Annotated in this window: 21 protein-coding genes and 1 riboswitch; of the genes, 7 read left to right on the top strand and 14 right to left on the bottom strand. The window is 41.8% G+C overall.

The window, feature by feature from the left end:
* Positions 1-546: type VI secretion IcmF C-terminal domain-containing protein (locus AC4IFT_RS01520; RefSeq protein WP_490750447.1), on the top strand; the 546-nt coding region annotated here is incomplete at its 5' end.
* Positions 547-635: 89 nt separating this feature from the next.
* Here the strand turns inward: AC4IFT_RS01520 and speB are convergent.
* Together speB and speA are read right to left on the bottom strand one after the other, a co-directional pair.
* Entirely contained in the window at positions 636-1556 is a 921-nt protein-coding gene (gene speB, locus AC4IFT_RS01515; RefSeq protein ID WP_206082723.1) for an agmatinase, read from the bottom strand.
* A gap of 246 nt (positions 1557-1802) precedes the next feature.
* Complete coding sequence (gene speA / locus AC4IFT_RS01510; protein ID WP_219246472.1) at positions 1803-3707, bottom strand: biosynthetic arginine decarboxylase; 1905 nt, start codon at positions 3705-3707, stop codon at positions 1803-1805.
* Between the two features lie 893 nt (positions 3708-4600).
* Here speA and metK point away from each other — a divergent pair.
* Positions 4601-5752, top strand: a complete 1152-nt coding sequence (metK, locus tag AC4IFT_RS01505) for a methionine adenosyltransferase (protein WP_490733660.1) — start codon at positions 4601-4603, stop codon at positions 5750-5752.
* 82 nt (positions 5753-5834) lie between these two features.
* On the opposite strand, the gene AC4IFT_RS01500 is transcribed toward metK, so the two are convergent.
* The 3 genes from AC4IFT_RS01500 to AC4IFT_RS01490 are packed head-to-tail and all read right to left on the bottom strand — an operon-like array spanning position 5835 to position 7015.
* A complete protein-coding gene (locus AC4IFT_RS01500) occupies positions 5835-6245 on the bottom strand; it encodes a DUF6691 family protein (protein WP_490750446.1) in 411 nt (136 codons plus the stop codon).
* 4 nt (positions 6246-6249) lie between these two features.
* Positions 6250-6687, bottom strand: coding sequence for a YeeE/YedE family protein (locus tag AC4IFT_RS01495; protein WP_490750445.1), 438 nt, complete (start codon positions 6685-6687; stop codon positions 6250-6252).
* Position 6688: 1 nt separating this feature from the next.
* A complete protein-coding gene (locus tag AC4IFT_RS01490) occupies positions 6689-7015 on the bottom strand; it encodes an ArsR/SmtB family transcription factor (RefSeq protein WP_353242208.1) in 327 nt (108 codons plus the stop codon).
* Positions 7016-7124: 109 nt separating this feature from the next.
* Between AC4IFT_RS01490 and AC4IFT_RS01485 the strand changes: the two genes are divergently transcribed.
* Positions 7125-7658, top strand: coding sequence for a SprT family zinc-dependent metalloprotease (locus tag AC4IFT_RS01485; protein ID WP_490733668.1), 534 nt, complete (start codon positions 7125-7127; stop codon positions 7656-7658).
* 32 nt (positions 7659-7690) lie between these two features.
* Here the strand turns inward: AC4IFT_RS01485 and AC4IFT_RS01480 are convergent, their stop codons facing one another.
* The gene (locus AC4IFT_RS01480) at positions 7691-8761 is read right to left on the bottom strand and encodes a magnesium transporter (RefSeq protein WP_490733670.1); all 1071 of its coding nucleotides are present in this window, start codon (positions 8759-8761) and stop codon (positions 7691-7693) included.
* A gap of 73 nt (positions 8762-8834) precedes the next feature.
* Positions 8835-9007: riboswitch (M-box (ykoK) riboswitch) on the bottom strand.
* 586 nt (positions 9008-9593) lie between these two features.
* Here AC4IFT_RS01480 and AC4IFT_RS01475 point away from each other — a divergent pair.
* Positions 9594-9830, top strand: coding sequence for a HEAT repeat domain-containing protein (locus tag AC4IFT_RS01475; RefSeq protein ID WP_490733672.1), 237 nt, complete (start codon positions 9594-9596; stop codon positions 9828-9830).
* Positions 9831-9933: 103 nt separating this feature from the next.
* On the opposite strand, the gene hcr is transcribed toward AC4IFT_RS01475, so the two are convergent.
* On the bottom strand, positions 9934-10938 hold the full coding sequence (gene hcr, locus AC4IFT_RS01470; RefSeq protein ID WP_490733674.1) for an NADH oxidoreductase: 1005 nt from the start codon (positions 10936-10938) through the stop codon (positions 9934-9936).
* Between the two features lie 76 nt (positions 10939-11014).
* Complete coding sequence (gene hcp, locus AC4IFT_RS01465) at positions 11015-12667, bottom strand: hydroxylamine reductase (RefSeq protein ID WP_490750444.1); 1653 nt, start codon at positions 12665-12667, stop codon at positions 11015-11017.
* Positions 12668-12974: 307 nt separating this feature from the next.
* Here hcp and clcA point away from each other — a divergent pair, with 307 nt between their 5' ends.
* A complete protein-coding gene (clcA, locus tag AC4IFT_RS01460) occupies positions 12975-14360 on the top strand; it encodes a H(+)/Cl(-) exchange transporter ClcA (RefSeq protein WP_490750443.1) in 1386 nt (461 codons plus the stop codon).
* 51 nt (positions 14361-14411) lie between these two features.
* On the opposite strand, the gene tehB is transcribed toward clcA, so the two are convergent.
* From tehB to AC4IFT_RS01435, 5 genes are all read right to left on the bottom strand, one after another.
* Positions 14412-15299, bottom strand: coding sequence for an SAM-dependent methyltransferase TehB (gene tehB / locus AC4IFT_RS01455; protein ID WP_490733680.1), 888 nt, complete (start codon positions 15297-15299; stop codon positions 14412-14414).
* 120 nt (positions 15300-15419) lie between these two features.
* The gene (locus AC4IFT_RS01450; RefSeq protein WP_490733682.1) at positions 15420-16499 is read right to left on the bottom strand and encodes a linear amide C-N hydrolase; all 1080 of its coding nucleotides are present in this window, start codon (positions 16497-16499) and stop codon (positions 15420-15422) included.
* Positions 16500-16681: 182 nt separating this feature from the next.
* Entirely contained in the window at positions 16682-17455 is a 774-nt protein-coding gene (locus AC4IFT_RS01445; protein WP_490733684.1) for a topoisomerase IV, read from the bottom strand.
* Between the two features lie 312 nt (positions 17456-17767).
* A complete protein-coding gene (locus AC4IFT_RS01440; protein ID WP_219246444.1) occupies positions 17768-18346 on the bottom strand; it encodes a YceI family protein in 579 nt (192 codons plus the stop codon).
* 13 nt (positions 18347-18359) lie between these two features.
* Positions 18360-18917, bottom strand: a complete 558-nt coding sequence (locus AC4IFT_RS01435) for a cytochrome b (protein ID WP_219246442.1) — start codon at positions 18915-18917, stop codon at positions 18360-18362.
* Positions 18918-19288: 371 nt separating this feature from the next.
* Here AC4IFT_RS01435 and AC4IFT_RS01430 point away from each other — a divergent pair, with 371 nt between their 5' ends.
* The gene (locus tag AC4IFT_RS01430; RefSeq protein WP_490733689.1) at positions 19289-19918 is read left to right on the top strand and encodes a glutathione S-transferase family protein; all 630 of its coding nucleotides are present in this window, start codon (positions 19289-19291) and stop codon (positions 19916-19918) included.
* Positions 19919-20066: 148 nt separating this feature from the next.
* Here AC4IFT_RS01430 and AC4IFT_RS01425 read toward each other — a convergent pair whose 3' ends face one another.
* Positions 20067-20687, bottom strand: a complete 621-nt coding sequence (locus AC4IFT_RS01425) for a malonate decarboxylase holo-ACP synthase (protein ID WP_490733691.1) — start codon at positions 20685-20687, stop codon at positions 20067-20069.
* A gap of 207 nt (positions 20688-20894) precedes the next feature.
* Between AC4IFT_RS01425 and AC4IFT_RS01420 the strand changes: the two genes are divergently transcribed.
* Positions 20895-21890 (top strand): FUSC family protein, encoded by a 996-nt coding sequence (locus tag AC4IFT_RS01420; RefSeq protein ID WP_490750442.1) that lies wholly within the window; start codon positions 20895-20897, stop codon positions 21888-21890.
* Positions 21891-21909 lie beyond the last annotated feature (19 nt).

Here is a 21909-nt window from a genome sequence, read left to right as displayed (position 1 = left end):
CTTAAAGGGGTGTTACGCAAAGAAGGTAATCGCTGGGTACCTAACAACACCACTGCCCAAGGGCTGCGCTTTAACCCTGAGTTCCTCAAGGCGTTAGATACCTTGAGCCATTTGGGGGATGTGGCCTTCGCCAACGGGGAAGCGCGCCTGTACTTTGAAATCCGCCCCTCCACCAGCCGTGATGTGATGCAAACCATTTTGGTGATTGATAAACAGACGCTGACCTATGACAACCAATTCCCCGAGTGGCAACGCTTTGTGTGGCCAGGGGATACCATCGCCTCCGGTGCGTCACTGCGCTGGATGAGCACCACCGCAGGCACCCGTTTACTGGCAGACCACCGCGGCGTGTGGGGAGTAATTCGTTTATTGGAAAGCGCCCAAGTCGCTCCGTATGCAGGCACCACCAGCAGTTATACCGTGTCGTGGCAGACCAAAAACGGCAATACCCTGCCCTTTATGCTGCGCACCGAAATGGGGGAAGGCCCCCTTGCGCTGCTAACCCTGCGTAATTTTGTGCTGCCTAGAAAAGTCTTTTTGGATTGATTGAGAAAGGAAATTGTAGCTACGGTTTTTCTGCTTAAAAAAAACAGAACCTGCTTAACGCAGGTTCTGTTGCTTTAATCAGGCCTAAATTATTTTTTAGACGCTTGAATATACAGCATTTCTAAAGCAATTGATGCCGCGGCTAATGCCGTGATTTCAGATTGGTCATAAGCGGGAGCCACTTCCACTAAATCCATCCCAACGATATTTAGTGGCTGTAAACCACGCAGTAGTTTTAGTGCGCGATCTGACGTTAAACCACCAACAACGGGTGTCCCTGTACCCGGTGCAAACGCAGGGTCAAGGCAGTCGATATCGAAAGTGAGATATACTGGCATGTCACCCACGATCTCTTTAATTTGCGCAACCATCTCATCCACACCGCGGTCATTCACTTGCCCTGCATCGAGTACAGTGAAACCGTTGTCGCTATCGTGCTCAGTACGGATACCAATTTGCACTGAACGAGTTGGGTCAATCAAACCTTCTTTTGGTGCATGATAGAACATGGTGCCGTGGTCATACTGGCTACCGTTACCGTAAGTGTCAGTATGAGCATCAAAATGCACTAACGCCATTTTGCCGAAGTGTTTAGCATGCGCACGCAGCAGTGGCAGTGTGACAAAGTGGTCACCCCCAAAGGTTAAGCAGCGTTTGCCTGACTCTAACAGTTTTTCCGTGTGCGCTTGGAGTTTGTCGCACATATCTTGCGCGTCACCAAAAGCAAACACCACATCACCGCAGTCCACCACATTTAAGCGTTCGGTCAGTTTGAAGTTCCACGGCCAGCGGTGGCTTTCCCATGCAAGGTTGGTCGACACTTGGCGAATTGCCGCAGGCCCATGACGGCTGCCTGCACGGCCTGAGGTTGCCATATCAAATGGCACACCTGTAATAACCCACTCCGCATCTGAGCTATATGGTTGAAAATTCAATGGGAAACGTAAAAAACCAAATGCGTTAGAAACCAGTGAATTATCAACTTGATTACCTAATGTACTATTAATCATTTTTATTCCTCAAAATAGACCCGCCCATTAGCAAGCCCTTTTAATATTTGGTTCAAACCATGTTTTGGCATGAATTTACTATCTGCAATACACTAAACTAATGTGCCAATACGCTAAACCAATGCGCTAAATAGTTCGTGTTGTGGCTAGGCGGCAAGTAAGGATATCTCGGGGAGCATACATGAGTATGTGACCCGAGTAGCCGAGCGTAGCCAACACCGCCACAATGCGAAATATGACGCGCATTTATTCGTCTTCGAGATAGGTATAACCATACAACCCATTTTCGAATTCTGCCACAAAGTCTTTTTGCAGCTGCTCGCTCAGACCTGTACCTTTCACTTGCTCCGTAAAACTTTCAAGCAGGACTTCTGGTACCAGTTTGACGTATTGCAGCATGTCGGCCACTGAGTCGCCCTCTTCACTTTGCAGGTAGCGAATATTGCCTTGGCTATCGACCCATACATCAATTGCGGCGGTATCACCGAACAGATTGTGCATGTTGCCTAAGATTTCCTGATACGCCCCTATCATAAAGAAACCAATCATTGGCGGGTTTTCTGGGTCATAAGCTGGCATTGGCATGGTGGTTTCTACGCCATCGCCGTCAACATAATGGTCGATTATGCCATCGGAGTCACAGGTGATGTCTAATAGCACCGCGCGGCGATCTAACGGTTTATCTAAGCCTTCAATCGGTAACACAGGGAAAACTTGGTCAATCCCCCATGAATCTGGCAGAGATTGGAATAACGAGAAATTCACATAAAACTTATCTGCCATGCGCTCTTGCAGCTCGTCGATGATTGGACGGTGAGCACGGTTGCTTGGGTCTAGGTCTTGCTGAATGCGACGGCAGATATTCAGGTATAACTCTTCTGCCCATGCACGTTGAGTTAAATCAAGCACCCCGTGAGCATACTGAGTATGGGCTTCTTGTAAGTCGAACTGGCTATCATGTAACCATTCACGCAGGGAACGGCTGTTGCCCTGATGCTGCATGGATTCCCACGTTTCCCACAGTGATACCAGTGAGCGCGGCGCGTCTTCATCGGGTGGCGATGTTTTGGTAAATTCGTTACGCTCAACACCAATAACATTGGAAACCAATACGGTATGGTGCGCTGTCAATGCACGGCCTGATTCCGTGATGACGGTTGGGTGCGGAAGGTCAAACTCTTCACAGGCATCGCCAATCGCCCAAATCACGTTATTTGCGTATTCGTTCAAGCCATAGTTAACTGAACAATCGGACTGCGAACGCGTCCCTTCATAGTCAACGCCTAAACCGCCACCTACGTCAAAGCATTGAATATTGACGCCTAAACGGTGCAATTCCACATAAAAACGAGCTGATTCACGGACACCTGTGGCGATATCACGAATATTGGCCATTTGTGAGCCTAAATGGAAATGCAGTAATTGCAGGCTATCTAAACGATTTGCATTACGTAAAATTTCCACCAATTGCAGAACCTGCGTTGCCGCCAAACCAAATTTTGATTTTTCGCCACCACTGGCTTGCCATTTGCCTGAACCTTGAGATGCTAAACGGGCGCGCACACCTAAACGTGGCGTCACGTTCAAGCTTTCGGCTTCTTTTAATACCATCTCAATTTCAGACATTTTCTCGATCACAAGGTAAACCTTGTGACCCAGTTTTTCCCCGATCAATGCTAAGCGGATATATTCACGGTCTTTATAACCATTACACACGATCACGGTTTGTGTTTTACCCGCATTCGCTAATACCGCCATAAGTTCTGCTTTCGAACCCGCTTCAAGCCCTAATGGCTCTCCGGAGTTGACTAATGACTCAATGACACGGCGCTGTTGATTAACTTTAATTGGGTATACCAAAAAGTAATCGCCTTTATAGCCATAAGATTCACGAGCACGTCTAAACGCCGCATTAATAGATCGCAGACGGTGCTGTAAAATTTGAGGGAAACAGAACAACGCAGGTAAGCGCAGGTGCTCTTGCTCTTCTTTGACCTGATTAACCAATTCAGCTAAATCAACAAAAGTGTCAGGGTTTTCAGGGTTCGGGCAAACACAGACATTTCCGCGCTCATTCACCTGATAGTAACCACCGCCCCAATACGCAATGTTATAGGTCTGGCGCATTTTGCGTGCGATATTATCATTCATAATAAACTCCTGTATGGAGGGGTGAGTGGCGCGCTCTCATTCCTGATATATGTCAGTAAAGACATAGCACTGACAAGCAGTTATATCGGGGGAAACGGCAATACTCAGATTTTAATAAAAAGTGCTTAGAATTCTAAACAGTGACAATATACGACCTTAAGCTGACAAATTAATGACTCAGCCTCGAAGGTGTATTAAAGGTGTGACGGTAACTTCGTGATGAAGTAAAGAAAGACAGGAAAGTAAACGCCAAAGTCACGCGGCGATCCGCATATGACGGTTGGATACTGTTATTCAGTAGATTATGGATCATTCCCCATTAACCCCCAATATAACTGTTTAGCCCCTTCAGATTTCAATGTTGTAGCACTATTTTGGCAGGCTGACCTGTTGATTTAAGCTATATCACCTTGTGTTTTATTGAAATTCAAAAGTTTATAAACATTCCTGATAGATAGTAGGCGCTTTATTTTGACCTACTGGTATATAACGGGAAAAAACAACCATCCGTTACGGTCGCAGTTTATACATCTATTGGACTCAAAAAGCAAAAGCAAAATGCCGAAATTGCGATAAAATTTTGGCCGCTATTCATGAGAGCGGCTCAACATGCAAAAAAAGCTCATCGATGTACTGTTGTTCATGCTGAGTGATTTTTAAGTGAAGAACAGGCAGATAAAATAAACTGCCTTTTCCTCGGTGATTCAAAGCGATTTCGCTTAGTTTATGGTGTGTTATTAGGGGTTTTGCCTAGTGGGCGATAGTGAATTTGTGCCTCTATTCATTTTTTGTATAAATACAGGTAGAAATTTTTACTGCATGAGACTAAAATAGCCGTCTAGATGTTAAAACATCCAACTATAAATTCTGCGAATTCTTAAGGTATTAATCTCATGGCTACACATCTCTTTACTTCTGAGTCTGTATCAGAAGGGCATCCAGACAAAATTGCGGATCAAATCTCTGACGCAGTACTTGATGCTATTCTCGAACAAGACCCAAAAGCTCGCGTTGCCTGCGAAACCTACGTCAAAACAGGTATGGTAATGGTCGGGGGAGAAATCACCACCAGTGCTTGGGTTGATATTGAAGAAATCACACGCAAAACCGTTCGTGAAATTGGTTACACCAGTTCAGATATGGGCTTTGATGCCAATTCATGTGCTGTTTTAAGCGCAATTGGTAAGCAATCTCCTGATATCAATCAAGGTGTTGACCGTACAGATCCATCAGAACAAGGTGCGGGCGACCAAGGTCTGATGTTTGGCTATGCAACCAACGAAACTGACGTGCTGATGCCAGCACCGATTACTTATGCACACCGCTTAGTTCAGCGCCAAGCAGAAGTACGTAAAAATGGTACACTGCCATGGCTGCGTCCAGACGCGAAAAGCCAAGTCACCTTTAAATACGATAACAACAAAATTGTGGGTATCGATGCCGTTGTTTTATCGACCCAACATTCTGAAGATATCCAGCAAAAAGACCTGCATGAAGCGGTGATGGAAGAAATCATCAAACCCGTTCTGCCAGCTGAATGGTTATCAAAAGAAACCAAATACTTTATTAACCCAACAGGCCGTTTTGTGATCGGTGGGCCAATGGGTGACTGCGGCTTAACAGGTCGTAAAATTATCGTTGATACCTACGGCGGCATGGCTCGTCATGGCGGCGGTGCGTTTTCAGGTAAAGATCCATCAAAAGTTGACCGTTCTGCGGCTTATGCAGCGCGTTATGTGGCAAAAAATATTGTTGCTGCGGGCCTTGCTGATCGTTGTGAAATCCAAGTGTCTTACGCAATTGGTGTTGCTGAGCCAACCTCCATTATGGTGGAAACCTTTGGTACCGCAAAAGTTGACGAATCTCTGCTGATCCAACTCGTGCGTGAGTTCTTTGACTTACGTCCTTATGGTTTGATCAACATGCTTGACTTGCTACACCCTATTTATCAGCAAACTGCGTCTTACGGCCACTTTGGTCGTCCACAATTTCCGTGGGAAAAGACAGACAAAGCAGACGCTTTACGCGAAGCCGCTGGTCTGTAATCGCACTAAAAAATATGACACAAAAAAACCCATCATCATGATGGGTTTTTTATTGCTTGAAACCTAAATCCTATTAAATGACTTAGGATTTTTGGCTAAATTGGTAAACTGACATCCCTGCAATCATTGCCAGCGCAAAAATAATGCCTTGCGTGATCCCCAACCCTGTCAATAACAATGCAGGCCCTGGGCAAATCCCTGCTAACCCCCAGCCAAGGCCAAATAACACGCTCCCTGTTACCAATTTCTTGTCTATTTTTTGATTGGTTGGGATTTGTAACGGGCAATTTAACACGCTCACACGGTGCTTTTTCACCCACGCATAAGACATTCCGCTGATGACCATTGCAACGGCCATCGTCACCAGTAACGAAGGATCCCAATTTCCTGTGATATCAAGGAAAGCTAAAATTTTGGCAGGATTTCCCATCCCTGCAAGCACTAGCCCTAAGCCAAACAAGACGCCCGAAATTAACGCAATCAGAATTGGCATCGGCTTATCTCCCTAACCCAAAGTGATTAGAAATTGCGACGGTCACAAAAGCAACAACCATAAAAATCAACACAGCGACAATTGAGCGACGGGAAAAACGTGCCATCCCACAAATACCGTGCCCACTTGTACACCCGCTTCCTAAACGTGTCCCAAACCCGACTAACAAACCTGCAATTATCAAAACAGGCGTACTTGCAGCAATGTTCACTTCAGGGGTATAAGCAACCCACATAAATAAAAGTGGTGAAATGATAATGCCCAAAATAAAGGCGACCTTCCATGCGGTATCCCCTTTCGCAGGTTTTAAAATCCCCCCTAAAATACCGCTAATTCCAGCAATTCGGCCGTTAAAAATCAGTAAAATCGCCGCAGCGACACCAATCAATACCCCACCGATTGCAGCCGAAACAGGTGTAAAATTGACCCAATCAATACTCATCTTATTTCTCCTGCACTGGGCAATAAAGCTGATATAACGTATTGAGCAACGTAAATAATTTTTCATCCGCAATCGCATAATAAATACGTTTGCCCTCACGGCGAGTTTTAACCAATCCATCGTTACGCAGTACAGTCAGTTGCTGAGACAATGTCGGTTGCTGAATACCAAGCTGTTGTTCCAAATCACTGACGCAAGCCTCCCCTTGTGTCAATTGGCACAATAAAATCAGCCTATCAGGGTTACCCAGTGTTTTTAATAATGAAGCCGTTTGTGATGCCGCCTGTTTCATAGCTGAAAGCTGTTGTTCCGATGCGATATTATTCATATAGTCACTTATACCCAATAATATTATATATAAATACAATATATTATTTAATATAATAACTGTCAATTTTTACTTGTTTGTGAACATCTGCATCGCGTATTCTTAACGAATGAAAACTATTCGAGTCCCCATTTTCCTACAACAGCACGTTATGCGAGTTCTACGCGAAAAACTTGCCCTTGCAGAGCAAAAGCTGGAACAAACATTTCCAGAACCTACTGTTAACTATAAACAACGCGGTACCACAGCAGGTAGTGCTTACCTGAAAGAGTGGGAAATTCGCATCAACGCAACATTACTGATTGAAAATACAGAAAGCTTTGTCGATGAAGTCGTCCCTCATGAACTTGCACATTTGCTGGTTTATCGAGTGTTTGGCCGTAAAGGGATAGCGCCTCACGGAAAAGAGTGGAAATGGATGATGCAGCATGTATTGCAGGTTGATGCAAAACGTACACACAACTTTGCCGTTGCAACGGTAAAAAGCAAAACATTTGCCTACCACTGTGCTTGCCAAACTGTGCATCAATTAACTATTCGTCGCCACAATAAAGTAGTACGAGGGGAAAACCAATATTTGTGTCGTCAATGTGGGGAGATTTTAAAACAAGAAGAAAAAATTGGCGCTGCGGCAGAAAACTAATTTTCCTGCCGCATCAAGTTTGAGGTGTGCGCTTAAGCAAACTCCGTCATCACTAATTTAGCGATTTCAAAGTAAATAATTAAGCCTGTTCCATCAATAAAGGTTGCGATAAATGGTGCGGACACTACCGCTGGGTCAACTTTTAATTTCTTCAATACCATTGGGATAATTGAAGAAACAATCGCACTCCACATTGTGATAGCAACGATCGTTAAACTCACCACGATAGTCACTTCGTGGCCAACACCTAAAATCCAAGCACGGATTAGGGCTGCACCACCAATGGTAATTGCAACTAAAAACGAGGTTGAAACCTCTTTCTTCAGAACAGTACCAAGATTACGCAAACTCACCTCACCCAATGCCATTGCACGAACGAGTGTAGAGGTGATCTGTGTGCCACTGTTGCCCCCTGTTCCAATTAATAATGGAATAAAGAAAGCCAGTGAAATTGCGGCTTCAAGTTGTTCTTCAAATGCTTTTAGTACTGTTCCTGTGTATGCTTCCGCCACAAACAACATTAATAACCAAACCACACGCTTACGCCATAATGTGACTGGACTTGTCGTTAAGTAAGGTTCATCAAGAGGTGTGGTTGCGCCTTGTAACTGCGCATCAAGTGTATTCTCATCTTCAATCAGTTCTGCGATATCTTGCGGACGCAAAACTCCCATTAGCTTGCCAAATTGCACCACTGGGATCATATCTAACCCACTATGGTTAATCAGGTCATAAACATCATGACGAGATTGTTCAGGCGCAACTGAAAAATAATTGTGACGCATAATATCTGACACAAATAAGTCTTCAGGTGATGCTAATAATGATTTAACTGAAAGAATGCCATTTAAATAATTGTCGTTATCGACAACAAATAAATAGGTGGGGATTTGCTCGCCCTCTAGGTGCTCAATAAGGTTTTGTTTTACACAAGCAATTGAATCTGCGACAGAAACTGGCAGATATGATTGACTCATATATGCGCTGACTGTGGCGTCATCGATTTTTGGTTGTTGTGTATTGTTGCCTTTGAGGCGTGCGTCTTTCATCGCGGATTGAGCAATTGCAACTGCTCCCGCTTTGTTCTGGGTAGTGAATGTCATTTTTTAGTCCCTAGCTACTGTTGGTTACTCAAACAGTACTCACATAGGGGCGAAACCAGATGAGAGAATGCGAAAGCTATCTCTTCGTCTCGGTTTTAGCACTATACAACGTATCCTGTTTTTAACAGGAAGTTACATGGGGATATACCTTCGGTCGATATATCCTGTCCTAATCTTGGGCGTCTCTCGACGTCGTCAGATCAGTAACCTATGTTTGTATAGGAGCCTCGCCTAACGAGATACTGCACTTTGGATGCGGCGCGAATTATACCCATTGAGAAATTAATTGCCACCCTTATTCTAGGGTTTTTTACGCATAGGAAACTTACCGTTTAGGTTTTGTTTAAGTTAATATTTAATATAAATTCACAAGGTAACAAAATGTAACTTTAAATACATTCTGTTACTTTTTTATTAATGATTGAGATAAAAACATTTATTAATTAATAATCATGCAAAAAATTAAAAGTGCATTTAATATAATCGTTAAAAATTTTTATATTACACAGGAAAAATACTTACCAATTCTCAATCCTATAGCCTATTTTAGTTTTCCAAGTTGAATTTACCTCATTTAATATATTACACACTCAAATAGCGAGTAAGATAAATCACTCATGCCATTACGTCCTACGATTTATTCTTTTATTAAAAACGAAAAAATCACACTTTAAGATATGGAAATTTACTTAGGCCGACATTTAACTCTACAAAATAACATGTAGCAATTTTTTTTAATTTATATAAATGATTTTTTATTTTAATTCAGAGTTAAATATCAACAGATTTATCTTAGAATAAATCAGAATTAATTAACCGTGAAAGTTTTATTATGGATAAAGTAATTGTAGGAATGTTAACGAGCTTAACATTTCGTGTAAATGATGAAATTAAGATCGCGGCAATTTCCGCTTTGGGTGATTTTAAGGCAACGATTGAATATAATGATGCCATTATAAGGATCATAGACTTATGCCAAGATCCTAATAAGGAAGTTGCTGTTTCTGCGATTAATACATTGAGTAAGCTATCGGTGTATTTTATCCAACCACCACTATTAGAACACTAAACTCTACCCTTATTAAGAGTAGAACAAGTTAACAAATTCTTTTTTAGATAACATACTGTCCCATTAATTAAAATATGAGACAGTACATTGTGTCTAAATAGTTTTAGGCGATTTCAGTGTCACCTTGTAATTGGCAACTGCACGCTAAAACGTACCCTTCGGCAATTTCAGCCGCGGTCAATGTCATTGTGCTTGTTGTTGTATAATTACCTGATAGTACTTTTGTTTTACAACTTCCACAAACCCCCGCACGGCATGCTGCAATAACAGGCTGCTTATTTTGTTCTAACGCGGATAATAACGAAATCCCTACAGGTACTTTAAAGTCCGCTAAACGTTGGCGAATTTTTAACGTCAGAACATCTTCGCTATCAACCACTTCTGGTTCAGTAGAAAAGCGCTCCATAAAGAAATGTTCGGCAGGTACCCCCAAATTAGCCGCAAATTGCTGGGCATTTTTCATATAAGGAACCGGCCCACAAGTCATTACCACCCGTGAGGCAATATCAGGAACTAAAGCATACAGTTTTTCTTCATTTAAACGGCCTTGAGCTAACTCACCATTATCTGGCGTTTCTGCCATAATGCATAACTGTAAGCGGTCAGGATAAGCACGTGTCAGTTGTTGCCACTCCTGCGCAAAAATCACTTGCTTGTCATCTCGCACATTAAATAAGACTTTTACATGCGTTTCAGGACGATTAGCCATCAACCAGCGAGTCATCGACATAATTGGTGTCACGCCACAACCCGCAGCAAGCATCAGATACTGCTGGCTTTTGACATTCGCACAAGTAAATTCCCCTTGCGCTTCAGACAACCAGAGGTAATCCCCCGGTTTTACTGAACGAGTTAACCAGTTAGAACCTGCGCCATCCTCTAAACGCCTAACGGTAATTGAAATATAACGGCTTTGACCTGGCGATGATGAGAGTGTATAAGCCCGCATGACATCATCACTATTCTTAATGCTAACCAATGCATATTGACCTGGTGAATACATATAAAAATCGTGATTAATTAAGTTGATCGTCCAAACATCCGATGTTTCTTGGACAATCGAATGAATTTGCATTCTGTTTGGACATAAACTGCTTGGCATTGTCATCGCACGACTCCTTTAAAGGGGCTTGCGCCCCCTATTCTCATATCAGTATTTAAGGCTTGTTATATTGTCTGGCTAATTATGCAGGTAAGATTTCAGCCAAATCTTGCTCAACTGTCGTAATGCTGCGCATTCCAAACTTCTCATTTAATACATTGAGTAAGTTTTCAGTTAAGAAACCTGGTGCACTTGGGCCGGTGTAAATATTTTTCACGCCGAGCGCCAGAAGTGTGAGTAAAATCACGATGGCTTTTTGCTCAAACCACGACAAAATTAAGCTCAATGGTAAATCATTGATACCACAACCCAGTTTTTCAGATAAATTCACAGCAAGCATAATCGCTGAGTAGGCATCGTTGCACTGACCCACATCAAGTAAGCGAGGTAAGCCTTCGAGCGTGCCAAAATCTAATTTATTGAAGCGGTATTTACCGCAAGCCAGCGTTAAAATCAGGCAATCTTCAGGTACTGCACGTGCAAAATCGGTGTAATAACTTCTTTCGTCACGGCTGCCATCACATCCCCCAACAAGGAATACGTGGCGTAATTTTTTCTGTGAGACTAAATCGATGACTGCATCGGCTGCACTTAACAGGGTTTGGCGACCAAAACCTACGGTGATTTTGTGTTCGATTTCGGTGTATGGGAAGCCCGCTAATGATTGTGCTTGTGCGATCATTTCAGCAAAATCATCACCTTCAAGGTGTTTTGCGCCCGGCCAACCAACAATGCTACGTGTCCAAATGCGGTCTTTATAATCACCCACATCTGGGTCAATAATACAGTTTGAAGTCATCAACACAGGGCCTGGGAACTTCGCAAATTCTACTTGCTGATTTTGCCAGCCGCTACCGTAGTTACCCACTAAATGAGCGTATTTTCTCAGCTCTGGGTAGCCATGAGCAGGTAACATTTCACCGTGGGTATAGATATTAATTCCTGTCCCTTCAGTTTGCTCTAACAGCATTTTTAAGTCTTTCAGGTCGTGACCTGAAATTAAAATACATTTCCCTGCAACAGGACGAACATTAACTTCCGTTGGCGTTGGGTGACCAAATTCCCCTGTTTCACCTGCATCTAAAATTTCCATGATTTTGAAGTTCATCAAACCAATTGCCATGGAATTATCGAGCAGTTCATTCATATCTGCTGGTAATGTACCAAGCCAAGCCATAATTTCATGATATTGGCCATAAACATCATTATCATACTGACCTAATACATGTGCGTGCTCCATATACGCTGCCGCACCTTTTAAGCCATATAAGCAAAGCATGCGTAGGCCATGAATATCTTCACCCACTTGGGCTTTGTCGATATCTAATGCAAATTTTGCGGCTTGTGCTTGCAATGTTGGAATATCCGTCCCTTCTAATTGCAAATTAATCAGTGGGTGATTGAATGCGACTGCGCTATTTACTGATTGGCAGTGTTTGATGAGTTTGTCGCGTAAATAAATCGCTTCACGTGCATAACCGATAATACGGTCTGAATCGAAGTTCACGTTAGTTAACGTGGAGAAAAATGCGCGGGGAGCAAAGCTATCGATATCATGATCGATAACGCCTAGAGTACGTGCCGTAGCCGCACTCGCCGATAAGCTTTGCAATACAGCAACTAATAAATCTTGTAGGTCAGACGTTTCAGCTGTTTTACCGCACATACCCTGCGCGTATGCACAGCCATTTCCAGCTGGAGTTCTAATTGTTTGTTCACATTGCACACAGTACATGTTGTTCGCCTCTTAAAGTTGCATTTTAAATACAACATTAAGATTACGCTCTTTATTAGAATAAAAAAGAGGCATTTTGAAGTTATCTAACCATTTATTGATCTACATTAATATTCAATGTTAATGAGAACTATTCACATCAATAAAAGTATGCTAAATAAACAAATCCTCCTTTTTCCTGTATTATTTTTGTTCCCTATCGCCGAAATCGATGAAAAAATCATTTCTTATGATGGTTTTCGAGTAAGCCTTGATATACTGAATATAAGTGATTGTTATTTGGTCGTAATTAGAGAGTCAAATAAAGATGATACAGGCAACCTCATCCCCAAAATCTACTCCCTCTTCAGCTAAGGGGCTATTCTCACGAATAAAAAGCTCAGATAAAACGCCATTAAAGATCCTCTTACTGTCTGCCATTATTGGTGCATTTGTAGGGTTAGTTGGCTCTTTATTTGAAATGGGTACAACCTGGGTCAGTAATTCACGTGTTCAATCGGTGGGTGAACTGGTCAGCAATAAATGGCTGGTTGTGATCGCTATGTTTTTTGTTTCTGCCATTTTGGCGATGATTGGCTATTACCTTGTAAAACGCTTTTCTCCAGAATCTGGAGGGTCAGGGATCCCTGAAATTGAAGGCGCTTTACAAGATTTGCGCCCTGTTAGATGGTGGCGAGTGATCCCCGTAAAATTTATTGGTGGACTTGGGACATTAGGCTCAGGAATGGTTTTAGGCCGTGAAGGCCCAACAGTACAATTGGGTGCCAATATTAGCCAAATGTTCTATGACCTTTTTCGCCTAAAAGATAATGAATCCCGCCATACATTATTAGCATCGGGAGCAGCGGCGGGTTTAGCGACCGCATTTAATGCCCCACTTGCGGGGATATTATTTATTATCGAAGAGATGCGCCCGCAATTTAAATACAGTTTAATCTCTATTAAAGCGGTATTTATTGGTGTCGTCACCGCAACAATAGTCTACCGCTTAATCAACGGTGAAGCCGCAGTACTCAATATTGGGCAATTCTCCGCAGCGCCGATGAATACCCTGTGGCTATACCTTGTATTAGGTATGTTGTTTGGTGTTATCGGGATTTGCTTTAACCGCTTTTTGCTATTTCTACAAAGTCAGTTTCAACGTTTTTACCAAAACAAACTTTCACGTTTTGTCCTTATGGGCGGGTTAATTGGCGGCCTTTGCGGGGCAATTGGCGTTTATATGCCTGAAATTGTGGGCGGCGGTTATGCCGTGATCCACCAGATGGTCGCAGGCAGCTTTACTGTCACTTTCTTATTGCTATTTTTTGCACTGCGTTTTCTAACTTCAACCATTAGTTTTAGCTCAGGGGCACCCGGCGGGATCTTTTCACCGCTATTGGCTTTAGGGACCTTATTTGGCGGGATTTTTGGTTACAGTGCATTAGCCATTTTCCCTGAATACCAAATTGAGGTAGGGACATTTGCTATCGCTGGAATGGGCGCATTATTTGCAGCTACTGTCAGAGCACCTCTTACAGGGATCGTATTAGTATTAGAAATGACCGATAATTATCAGTTAATCCTACCAATGATTATTACCTGTATTGGCGCCACCATGATGGCACAATTCTTAGGCGGTCGACCGTTATACGCTGTTCTGTTAGAAAGAACCTTAGCGCGTAGTGATAAAGAAAAAGCCGCTGAAGCTTAATTTTTCGCATAAAAAAGGGGCTTTGGTTAGCCCCTTTCTCTTAATCATCGTTTATTTCTTTTTGGCAATTAATGTCGCAAAGTTTAATTTGATGCGATTACCTTGCGCATCTGTGCGGTGCAAATGGCCTGGGTTTTCGTTGTATTTTAAGATTTCCCAATCTTGGTAATAGCCTTCTAACTCACCAGGTCTCAAGAAACACTTAAATGGTACTAAATCCATTGGTGCGTCTGGTGTTTCAACCGCACAAACAATGACGTTTATCCCGCCCGATAATGTATGTTCTTGCATGTTTCTTACCACATCGGTAATTTTTTCCCGCTGTAAGAACATTAATACTACGGTGGAAATGATTAAATCGTAATCGCCTTGAATTTGATGGCTATTGATGTCATAAACCGCGGTGTTGATATTTTCAATACCCGCTTGTTTTTTAACAAAATCAATTGCCTGAATATGTTGCGGATTGATATCAACTGAAGTGACATCATACCCTTGTAAAGCGAGGTAGAAGCTATTGCGGCCACGTCCTGAACCAAGATCCAATGTTTTACATGGCTTAGAAAGGTTATTTTCACACAGATAACGCACTTCTGAATGTGGAGTCGTCAAACCGTATTCTTTAAAAAATTTAAGCTCAGGCTTGCACATAAATGAAAGCTGGCACTGCATGTCATCACTACACGCCGCAATTCGGTGCCAAACTTGCGGTTCTATTATTGGTGGCTGGTTGTTTACATCAAACGTAAAATGTTGCTCGCTACCATCATCATTAAAAATAATGAAATCCAAAGACCCTTGCAGCACCTTCAATTGCGCATAAGAATCTTCTTTTGTGTTATGACGTTCTTGGAACATTAACGGAAGAGACGCTTTATCCCAGACAGGCATGGTCTTGTAACACACTAGCTCGTTCATATCATCACCAATAAGTTGCATTTTAAATGCATCTTATACTGTTCGTTTATTATCTGCAAAGTATTCATCAATAAATTACTGAGGCTTTGATGCATATCAACCTACAGCAATTGCCGCAGGTTGATACAGCAAAATTGGGCACTAATAGCCTAATTGTTTTGCACTAAGCCCTAAGAATTCAAATGGTTTTGCCACCACGTAGTTATTGGTGGCATCCCCTGAATAGATATGACTTTGTTCTTCACCCAAATCCAACTTTTTCACTTTCCCAGTTTCAGCCGAAAAATCAATTTTCGCTAAATCCGTCCAAAAGATATTTGGCGTGAGCGCTGATTCAAAAAAGTATAATTGACGCTTATGGTCCACCAGTGTACGCCAACGAGTTGAAGATATTTCTGGAGAAGATTCAGAGCTTAAACCATAAGGCACAGAGACATTACGGATCACCCCAAACACACTCGCAACCGCTTTATTTGCCGTGGTGTTTTGTGGAATGGCATTGACATAAAACTGCGCACGAGCAAACCTATCCGCCGAACGGTTTGTCCCCGGCAACATGACGGTGCCACCAATACCTTGCCAATATTCCTGCATTGCCAATTGTTTTTCATAGGTTGGCGAGTTGGTCATTACTTGGTATTTACGGCTATGATGGATAACCTGTTTACCATCGATATATTCGATGATTGCACTGTCACCGCTGGCATCTGAAATAGACAAATGCAAGGTGGCTAAACGGTCTTGACCGGGAACATTATCAGTAACCACCAGCAATGGATTTTTTTCAAGATCTTCAACCGCTTCGGCAACAGTCGCATAGTTATCTAAAACATACTGTGCCCATAATGAAATTGATAACGCCGGTTGTTTATCATTTACTTGCGGATATTTTGACTCTGCTAGCCAAAGTAGGTTGGCAACCAATCCTTCTTCATTAACCCCATCAGTGGTCGAAATATCGTACCCAGACGCAATCACACTGCCGTATTTTGATTTCCATTTCACTGAATTCGGCCCAGCAACACCATCTCGCGTCATACCACGCGGAAAAATCCAAAGATTCGTGCCGATATCATATTTCCAGTCCATGGTTCGCCCTGTCATGATTTGCTCATTTTCCCCCAAATACACAACACGGGTACAAGCTTGGCTAACCACGGCTGGCAAAGAAATTGCCGCTAGGGTAATGAGCGTCACAATACTTTTTTGAACGAACTTCATGCCACCTCCAAGAGAGATAAAACTAACAGATTGATATAGTAAGCATACTACATAAATTGAAATAATGAGTTTTGTACAGATAAAGTATAAAAAATGGCAGGAGATGTGAATAAAATAAATGTAATAATTGATAATACGTAGTAATAGCACCCCTCTCAGGGTGCCATTTTTTTATCACTAAATTAGTTATTTACCGATGAAAATAAAGAGCGCAATAAGGCCGCTTTTTTCCCATTGTCAGGGATCGCAAGAATTTCATCATAAAAACTAATCGATACTTGGCATGCTAATGCAGGGGATTTTTTACCTGCACTCAAATTCCCAAGAATTGCTGCATCTGCACCATATTTAGCGCTTAGGCCAGAGGCTAATTGTGCCAGTGTTTCTGTATATTCTGTCGGTGACATCAATGCTTGAGTTTTACCCGCTTCACTGGAAATCAATAACTCATTAGTGGCTTGAATTTGTTTTAATAATACCGCTTGGCTTTTTTTCGGAGGGATGATTTCAGCCGTTTCTCTTAAATGTGGAAACAGTGAGTAAAAACAGGTTTTTCCCGTTGGGTCTTCTTCTAATAACACTTTAAGGTAATCATTGACCTTACTGGTAAAATTAATCACTGCATCATCAGATGCATATTCCATGCGCTCAACAACGAGCTTCATCACACCACCAACAACTTGGTCGAATAGCTGGCGACGAATATCTTCATTTTCGGGATCATACTGCGTGATTAAGTGTTCAAAACTTTGGTAGGTTTCAGGGCTAATTTTTTTCACGGTTGCAATAATCGGCAGCTCTTTTTCAGCTTGCGCTAATGCTTCCGAATGGATAGCGGTATTGTTCTCAGTCGATAACACATTGTTATCTTTGCTTAACCAGTAAAAACCGACTGCAAATGCAATAAAAATGATGCTAACAATCAATGCGGTTTTACGTGAACTATTTGTATTCAAAGTCGCCCTGCCTTTTCTTAATCAAACGAATTACGATGCTAACTTTCACGCTATTAGGTTATCTTTTCATCACATCCAATCACTCACTGACAAAAAGTCACTTAAGTAATTATAGTGTGCATTACGATAACATTCTGAATTAACCTGAAAAAAGTGATATTGACTATTTTAGCCTGTATCAATGCGGGCTCGCTATAGGAATAAGGGAAATTGCAAGGTAAAGGCGAGGGTATTTGCCACAAAAAATCAATTCATTATTTTATAATAAAAAACACCCTCGAGGTTTATCTCCCCGAGGGTGTTTGAATAAAACTATTTAGCCTGAACGCCTTCAACTGAAATTAACAGTTGAGCTTCTTGGGATTTAGGGCCCAAATCAGACTTGATGTTAAACTCTTTCAGTTTGATGTTACCTTGCGCTTCGAAACCTGCACGGTAACCACCCCATGGGTCTTTACCTTCACCCATAAGTTTTGCATCTAATGTGATTGGTTTCGTTACACCATTTAAGGTGAAATCACCGGTAATTTTGTAAGTTTCGCCGTCTTTTTTCACTTCCGTTGAAACGAATTTCGCTTCTGGGAATTTAGAGGCATTTAAAAAGTCTGCGCTACGTAAGTGCTTATCACGCTCAGCGTGGTTAGTGTCGATGCTGCCTGTTTTAATCGTCACTTCAACTTTATCTTTTGCTGGGTCTTTTGCATCATAAGTAAAGTTACCATCAAAATCTTTAAAGCTACCGTATACCCAGCTATAACCTAAGTGCTGAATACGGAATTCGATGAAAGCGTGTTGGCCTTGCTTATCAAATTGGTAAGTTTCAGCAAGTGCAGAACCTGCCGTTAAAAATAGTGCACCAGAAGCCAGACCAAGAACCGTTTTCTTCAACATAATTATCTCCACGTTACTTATCGGGGTTAAAACCCAACATTCTTTTTAATGTAATATCACGATCAAAAATGTGATGTTTAAATGCGGCAAACGCATGTAAAACTGACAATAAAACTACCGCCCAAGCAAGGTACAAGTGAATTTCACCGGCGGTATCGGCTTGTGTTGCAGCGCCAGTAAATAAAGCGGGAACCTCAAACCAACCAAATACACTGATTGGTTGTCCATCAGCGGTCGAAATTAAATAACCGCTAATCAAAATACTGAATAAAATAATATAAATCAGAATTTGAACAGTAATAGAACTGACTTTCGTTAATTTACTGTAGCTTGATAATGGCTTTGGTGGTGGTGAAATAAATCGCCAAATCACACGAAATGCCATAACAATAAATAATAATATTCCTATACTTTTATGAATTTCTGGTGCTTGGTGGTACCAGCTATCATAATAGCCCAGAGTCACCATCCATAAACCTAAGGCAAACATTCCATATACGACAATCGCGACTAACCAGTGAATGAGCAGCGAAATGTGCCCATAACGGGTTGTATTATTTTTCCATTGCATGATAAAAAACCAGTTAGAGATGAAGGTGATATTTAATTAACTAAGCCGTAATAATCATAAGGTGAAATTAATTTTATTCCTATCCCAAAGTTAAACAAATATTTTGTTGAAGATATTCAAATACGATCACCATTATAAAAAATAGTTTATTATTCTATTTTGTCTATATTAAATAATAAAATTTGAATAAAGTTTTTTCCAGTTTTGTAAATCACTGTGTCCGGTTATTTTTTAATAGCACGATTCATTCTATCTTATTCCTATTCGTTATATTCTTTTTTGCGATAAAAAACATTTGTAGACCCTCCATCTTCCTTTTACATTGGTATTATCCCTTTCCCACCCTTTTTCTTTGATGAGCAGGTTTGCCTATGTATACGCTTTGGATTGCTAACAAAAATTACTCTTCTTGGTCATTACGCCCTTGGGTTTTATTAAAAGCACTGCAAATTCCTTTTGAAGAAAATATCTGTTTTTTTGAAAATGGTAAAAGTAGCCATGATAAATTTAGCCGTTTTTCACCAACGGGGTTAGTCCCTTGTTTAGTAGACGGAAAGCAAACCGTTTGGGATTCTTTAGCGATTTGTGAATATGTGGCAGAAGAGTATCCGCAAGTGTGGCCAACAGACCGTGCAGCGAGGGCTTGGGCACGTAGCGCCAGCGCTGAAATGCACTCAGGTTTCACCACCTTACGTCAACAATGCCCAATGGATGTTTCTCGCAATGCCCCGTTAAACGAAATCTCTCGTGAGTTGCAGGCTAACCTCGACCGAATTTCACAGCTATGGCAAGAAGGGCTGGAAAAATTTGGCGGCCCTTGGCTGGCAGGGAATGAATTTACCGCAGTGGATGCGTTTTATGCCCCTGTCGCATTTCGTATCCACAGTTACCAGTTGCCAGTCAATGTCGCGGCACAACAATGGGTTGCCCGCATACTAAGTTTGCCTGCGATGCAAGAATGGCGACAAGCTGGTATTCAAGAACCCCATATTTCTCATTAAAAAAAATAGCGCAGAGTCTTTTCCCTCTGCGCTATTTTCAACCCGTTATTGCTCGGTAAAAAATCACCTGTACGAACATCAAAATTAATTATTAAACAATGCGTTCAACAAGCAAACGAAACCCGTACATTTTTACGACAGTGACCCTTTAAAGCGATTCATCCCACGGATCTGCTGTCATCACATCCCCTTGTGGTGTATGCAATGTGACCTGATCGTTTTTAAACCACTCAGCTAATGAAAAACCGCCTTTCGGCGTTTCCACATGAATATCAATGGGGCAATAAGGTGTATTAGCTTTGATGGCAAATTCAGCAAAATCTTCTTTTTGATGGCGCGTTGGGCAACGCAGCACCACATCGAGGTCGCAATCAGATAGCATGCTTTGAATATCTGTTGCCAGTGTATAAGCGCAGCTCCCCGCCACGCCCCATATCCACGGCCATTTGGTTTGTGAAATCAACCATAAAACTTGTACAGGTGGCAATGCAATAAACATCGACCGTTGCAATTCAACGGAGTCAGCCACCAATGACTCAACATTCATGATGTGAGTGATTGCTGATTTTTTAATTTGAGTCGTAACGCGTTGATGTGGCTTGATACCCCGTATTGCGACTGTCACCTTACCGTCTTCAGCCTTGTCACGGTACACCGTCAGTGGCAGTTTGCTATTCCACTGTACGCCAACCCATTCGGGGAGTGATTCTATCTCGACGTCTTCATTACTGCCGACCCAAACAAAATCATGAGGATTGATTATTTGCATTTTTTTACCTTTATGATTGTTACGACTGCTCTTTGCCTATTATGCCTTTTTTGCTATATAAAAACAGAAGTTACCTCCACTTTACTTGTGCAATAACATTTATTCCCAATCAGACAAAATACACATTCCCCCTTGTAATCCCGTGATGCTTATTATTTAATTACCTTATTAATTAATAAGTTAAAATCGGTTTATGAGCATCGTATTATGAGAACATTTCCGGCTATTCACGATGGGATTATCTTTACCAGTTGCATGTTTTTCAGTGCGGCAGCAGCTTTTGCCATTTTAGATGCGCAAGCTGCCATGTGGGCGGCCTTCTCAACCTTATATTCCTTTAATTTATTCAATGCGGCGAAAGAGTATAAAAATTATGCTTACACCGCGTTTTGTTTACTGATGATCTTAGCGGCAATTTTCATCGGTGATACCCTGCGTCTGGGTATTCCTTTTTATATTTACCTCGCCATCTTCTCGTTTATTTATTATCAATTGTACGGCACCGATCCCGCCATGGATTTAACCATGAAATTTATGATTATCATGTCAACAATTGGGACGATCTTACCGGATATCTCTAAAAGCCTAGCGCTAGGCTTTATTATTGGCAGTGCTGTGACACTGATTACCTATTATGTGCTTAGCCATAAAATGACACGCCACAGTGTGATCACCAGCACCTTGGTTGAACGCAATTTATTTACTCTGCGTAAAAACATTATTCCTCGGTCAATGACCTATGCACTGGGATTATTGCTCGCACTTGCTATTCCACGCTTTATCGACCTTGGGCATTTTTATTGGACACTGCTGACCTTTGTGTTTGTTTTACATCCCAAATCACAAAGCATTATTAAGATTACCTTGCAGAGAGTCTTAGGTAGCCTGATTTCTGTTTTATTACTCTATTTTTTATTTAATACCCCACTCATGCCGTATATCGGGTTAATTGCGATGGTGGTTTTTGCATTTTTAATGCCAATGAGTTTCCATCACGGATATACGTTTATGACTTTTGTTGTAACGAGTTTAATACTCTCCGTGCTTGAACAAGTGGTGTATTGGCGCCATCCGACCTATGAATTACTGTTCGACCGTGTATTAGAAACGGCATTGGGCGGTGTAATTGCCATTGTGACGAGTATTATTTTGAAGTTGTTCCGCGAGGGAAACACACCTGAGCAAACCGTGGAAAAAAGCTAATTTCCCACGGCGGCCTCAT

The organism is Providencia sp. UF-183 (assembly GCF_058246155.1).
This window is presented reverse-complemented; position numbering and strand designations above follow the sequence as displayed.

Excerpts from the sequence above, each read along its gene's own strand:
- AC4IFT_RS01440 (WP_219246444.1), bottom strand. The coding sequence starts at position 18,346 with ATGTTGAAGAAAACGGTTCTTGGTCTGGCTTCTGGTGCACTATTTTTA.
- metK (WP_490733660.1), top strand. The coding sequence starts at position 4,601 with ATGGCTACACATCTCTTTACTTCTGAGTCTGTATCAGAAGGGCATCCA.
- AC4IFT_RS01500 (WP_490750446.1), bottom strand. The coding sequence starts at position 6,245 with ATGCCAATTCTGATTGCGTTAATTTCGGGCGTCTTGTTTGGCTTAGGG.
- AC4IFT_RS01450 (WP_490733682.1), bottom strand. The coding sequence starts at position 16,499 with ATGAAGTTCGTTCAAAAAAGTATTGTGACGCTCATTACCCTAGCGGCA.
- AC4IFT_RS01490 (WP_353242208.1), bottom strand. The coding sequence starts at position 7,015 with ATGAATAATATCGCATCGGAACAACAGCTTTCAGCTATGAAACAGGCG.
- AC4IFT_RS01480 (WP_490733670.1), bottom strand. The coding sequence starts at position 8,761 with ATGACATTCACTACCCAGAACAAAGCGGGAGCAGTTGCAATTGCTCAA.
- hcp (WP_490750444.1), bottom strand. The coding sequence starts at position 12,667 with ATGTACTGTGTGCAATGTGAACAAACAATTAGAACTCCAGCTGGAAAT.
- clcA (WP_490750443.1), top strand. The coding sequence starts at position 12,975 with ATGATACAGGCAACCTCATCCCCAAAATCTACTCCCTCTTCAGCTAAG.
- AC4IFT_RS01475 (WP_490733672.1), top strand. The coding sequence starts at position 9,594 with ATGGATAAAGTAATTGTAGGAATGTTAACGAGCTTAACATTTCGTGTA.
- AC4IFT_RS01435 (WP_219246442.1), bottom strand. The coding sequence starts at position 18,917 with ATGCAATGGAAAAATAATACAACCCGTTATGGGCACATTTCGCTGCTC.
- tehB (WP_490733680.1), bottom strand. The coding sequence starts at position 15,299 with ATGCAACTTATTGGTGATGATATGAACGAGCTAGTGTGTTACAAGACC.
- AC4IFT_RS01485 (WP_490733668.1), top strand. The coding sequence starts at position 7,125 with ATGAAAACTATTCGAGTCCCCATTTTCCTACAACAGCACGTTATGCGA.
- speB (WP_206082723.1), bottom strand. The coding sequence starts at position 1,556 with ATGATTAATAGTACATTAGGTAATCAAGTTGATAATTCACTGGTTTCT.
- AC4IFT_RS01495 (WP_490750445.1), bottom strand. The coding sequence starts at position 6,687 with ATGAGTATTGATTGGGTCAATTTTACACCTGTTTCGGCTGCAATCGGT.
- AC4IFT_RS01430 (WP_490733689.1), top strand. The coding sequence starts at position 19,289 with ATGTATACGCTTTGGATTGCTAACAAAAATTACTCTTCTTGGTCATTA.
- speA (WP_219246472.1), bottom strand. The coding sequence starts at position 3,707 with ATGAATGATAATATCGCACGCAAAATGCGCCAGACCTATAACATTGCG.
- AC4IFT_RS01420 (WP_490750442.1), top strand. The coding sequence starts at position 20,895 with ATGAGAACATTTCCGGCTATTCACGATGGGATTATCTTTACCAGTTGC.
- AC4IFT_RS01425 (WP_490733691.1), bottom strand. The coding sequence starts at position 20,687 with ATGCAAATAATCAATCCTCATGATTTTGTTTGGGTCGGCAGTAATGAA.
- hcr (WP_490733674.1), bottom strand. The coding sequence starts at position 10,938 with ATGACAATGCCAAGCAGTTTATGTCCAAACAGAATGCAAATTCATTCG.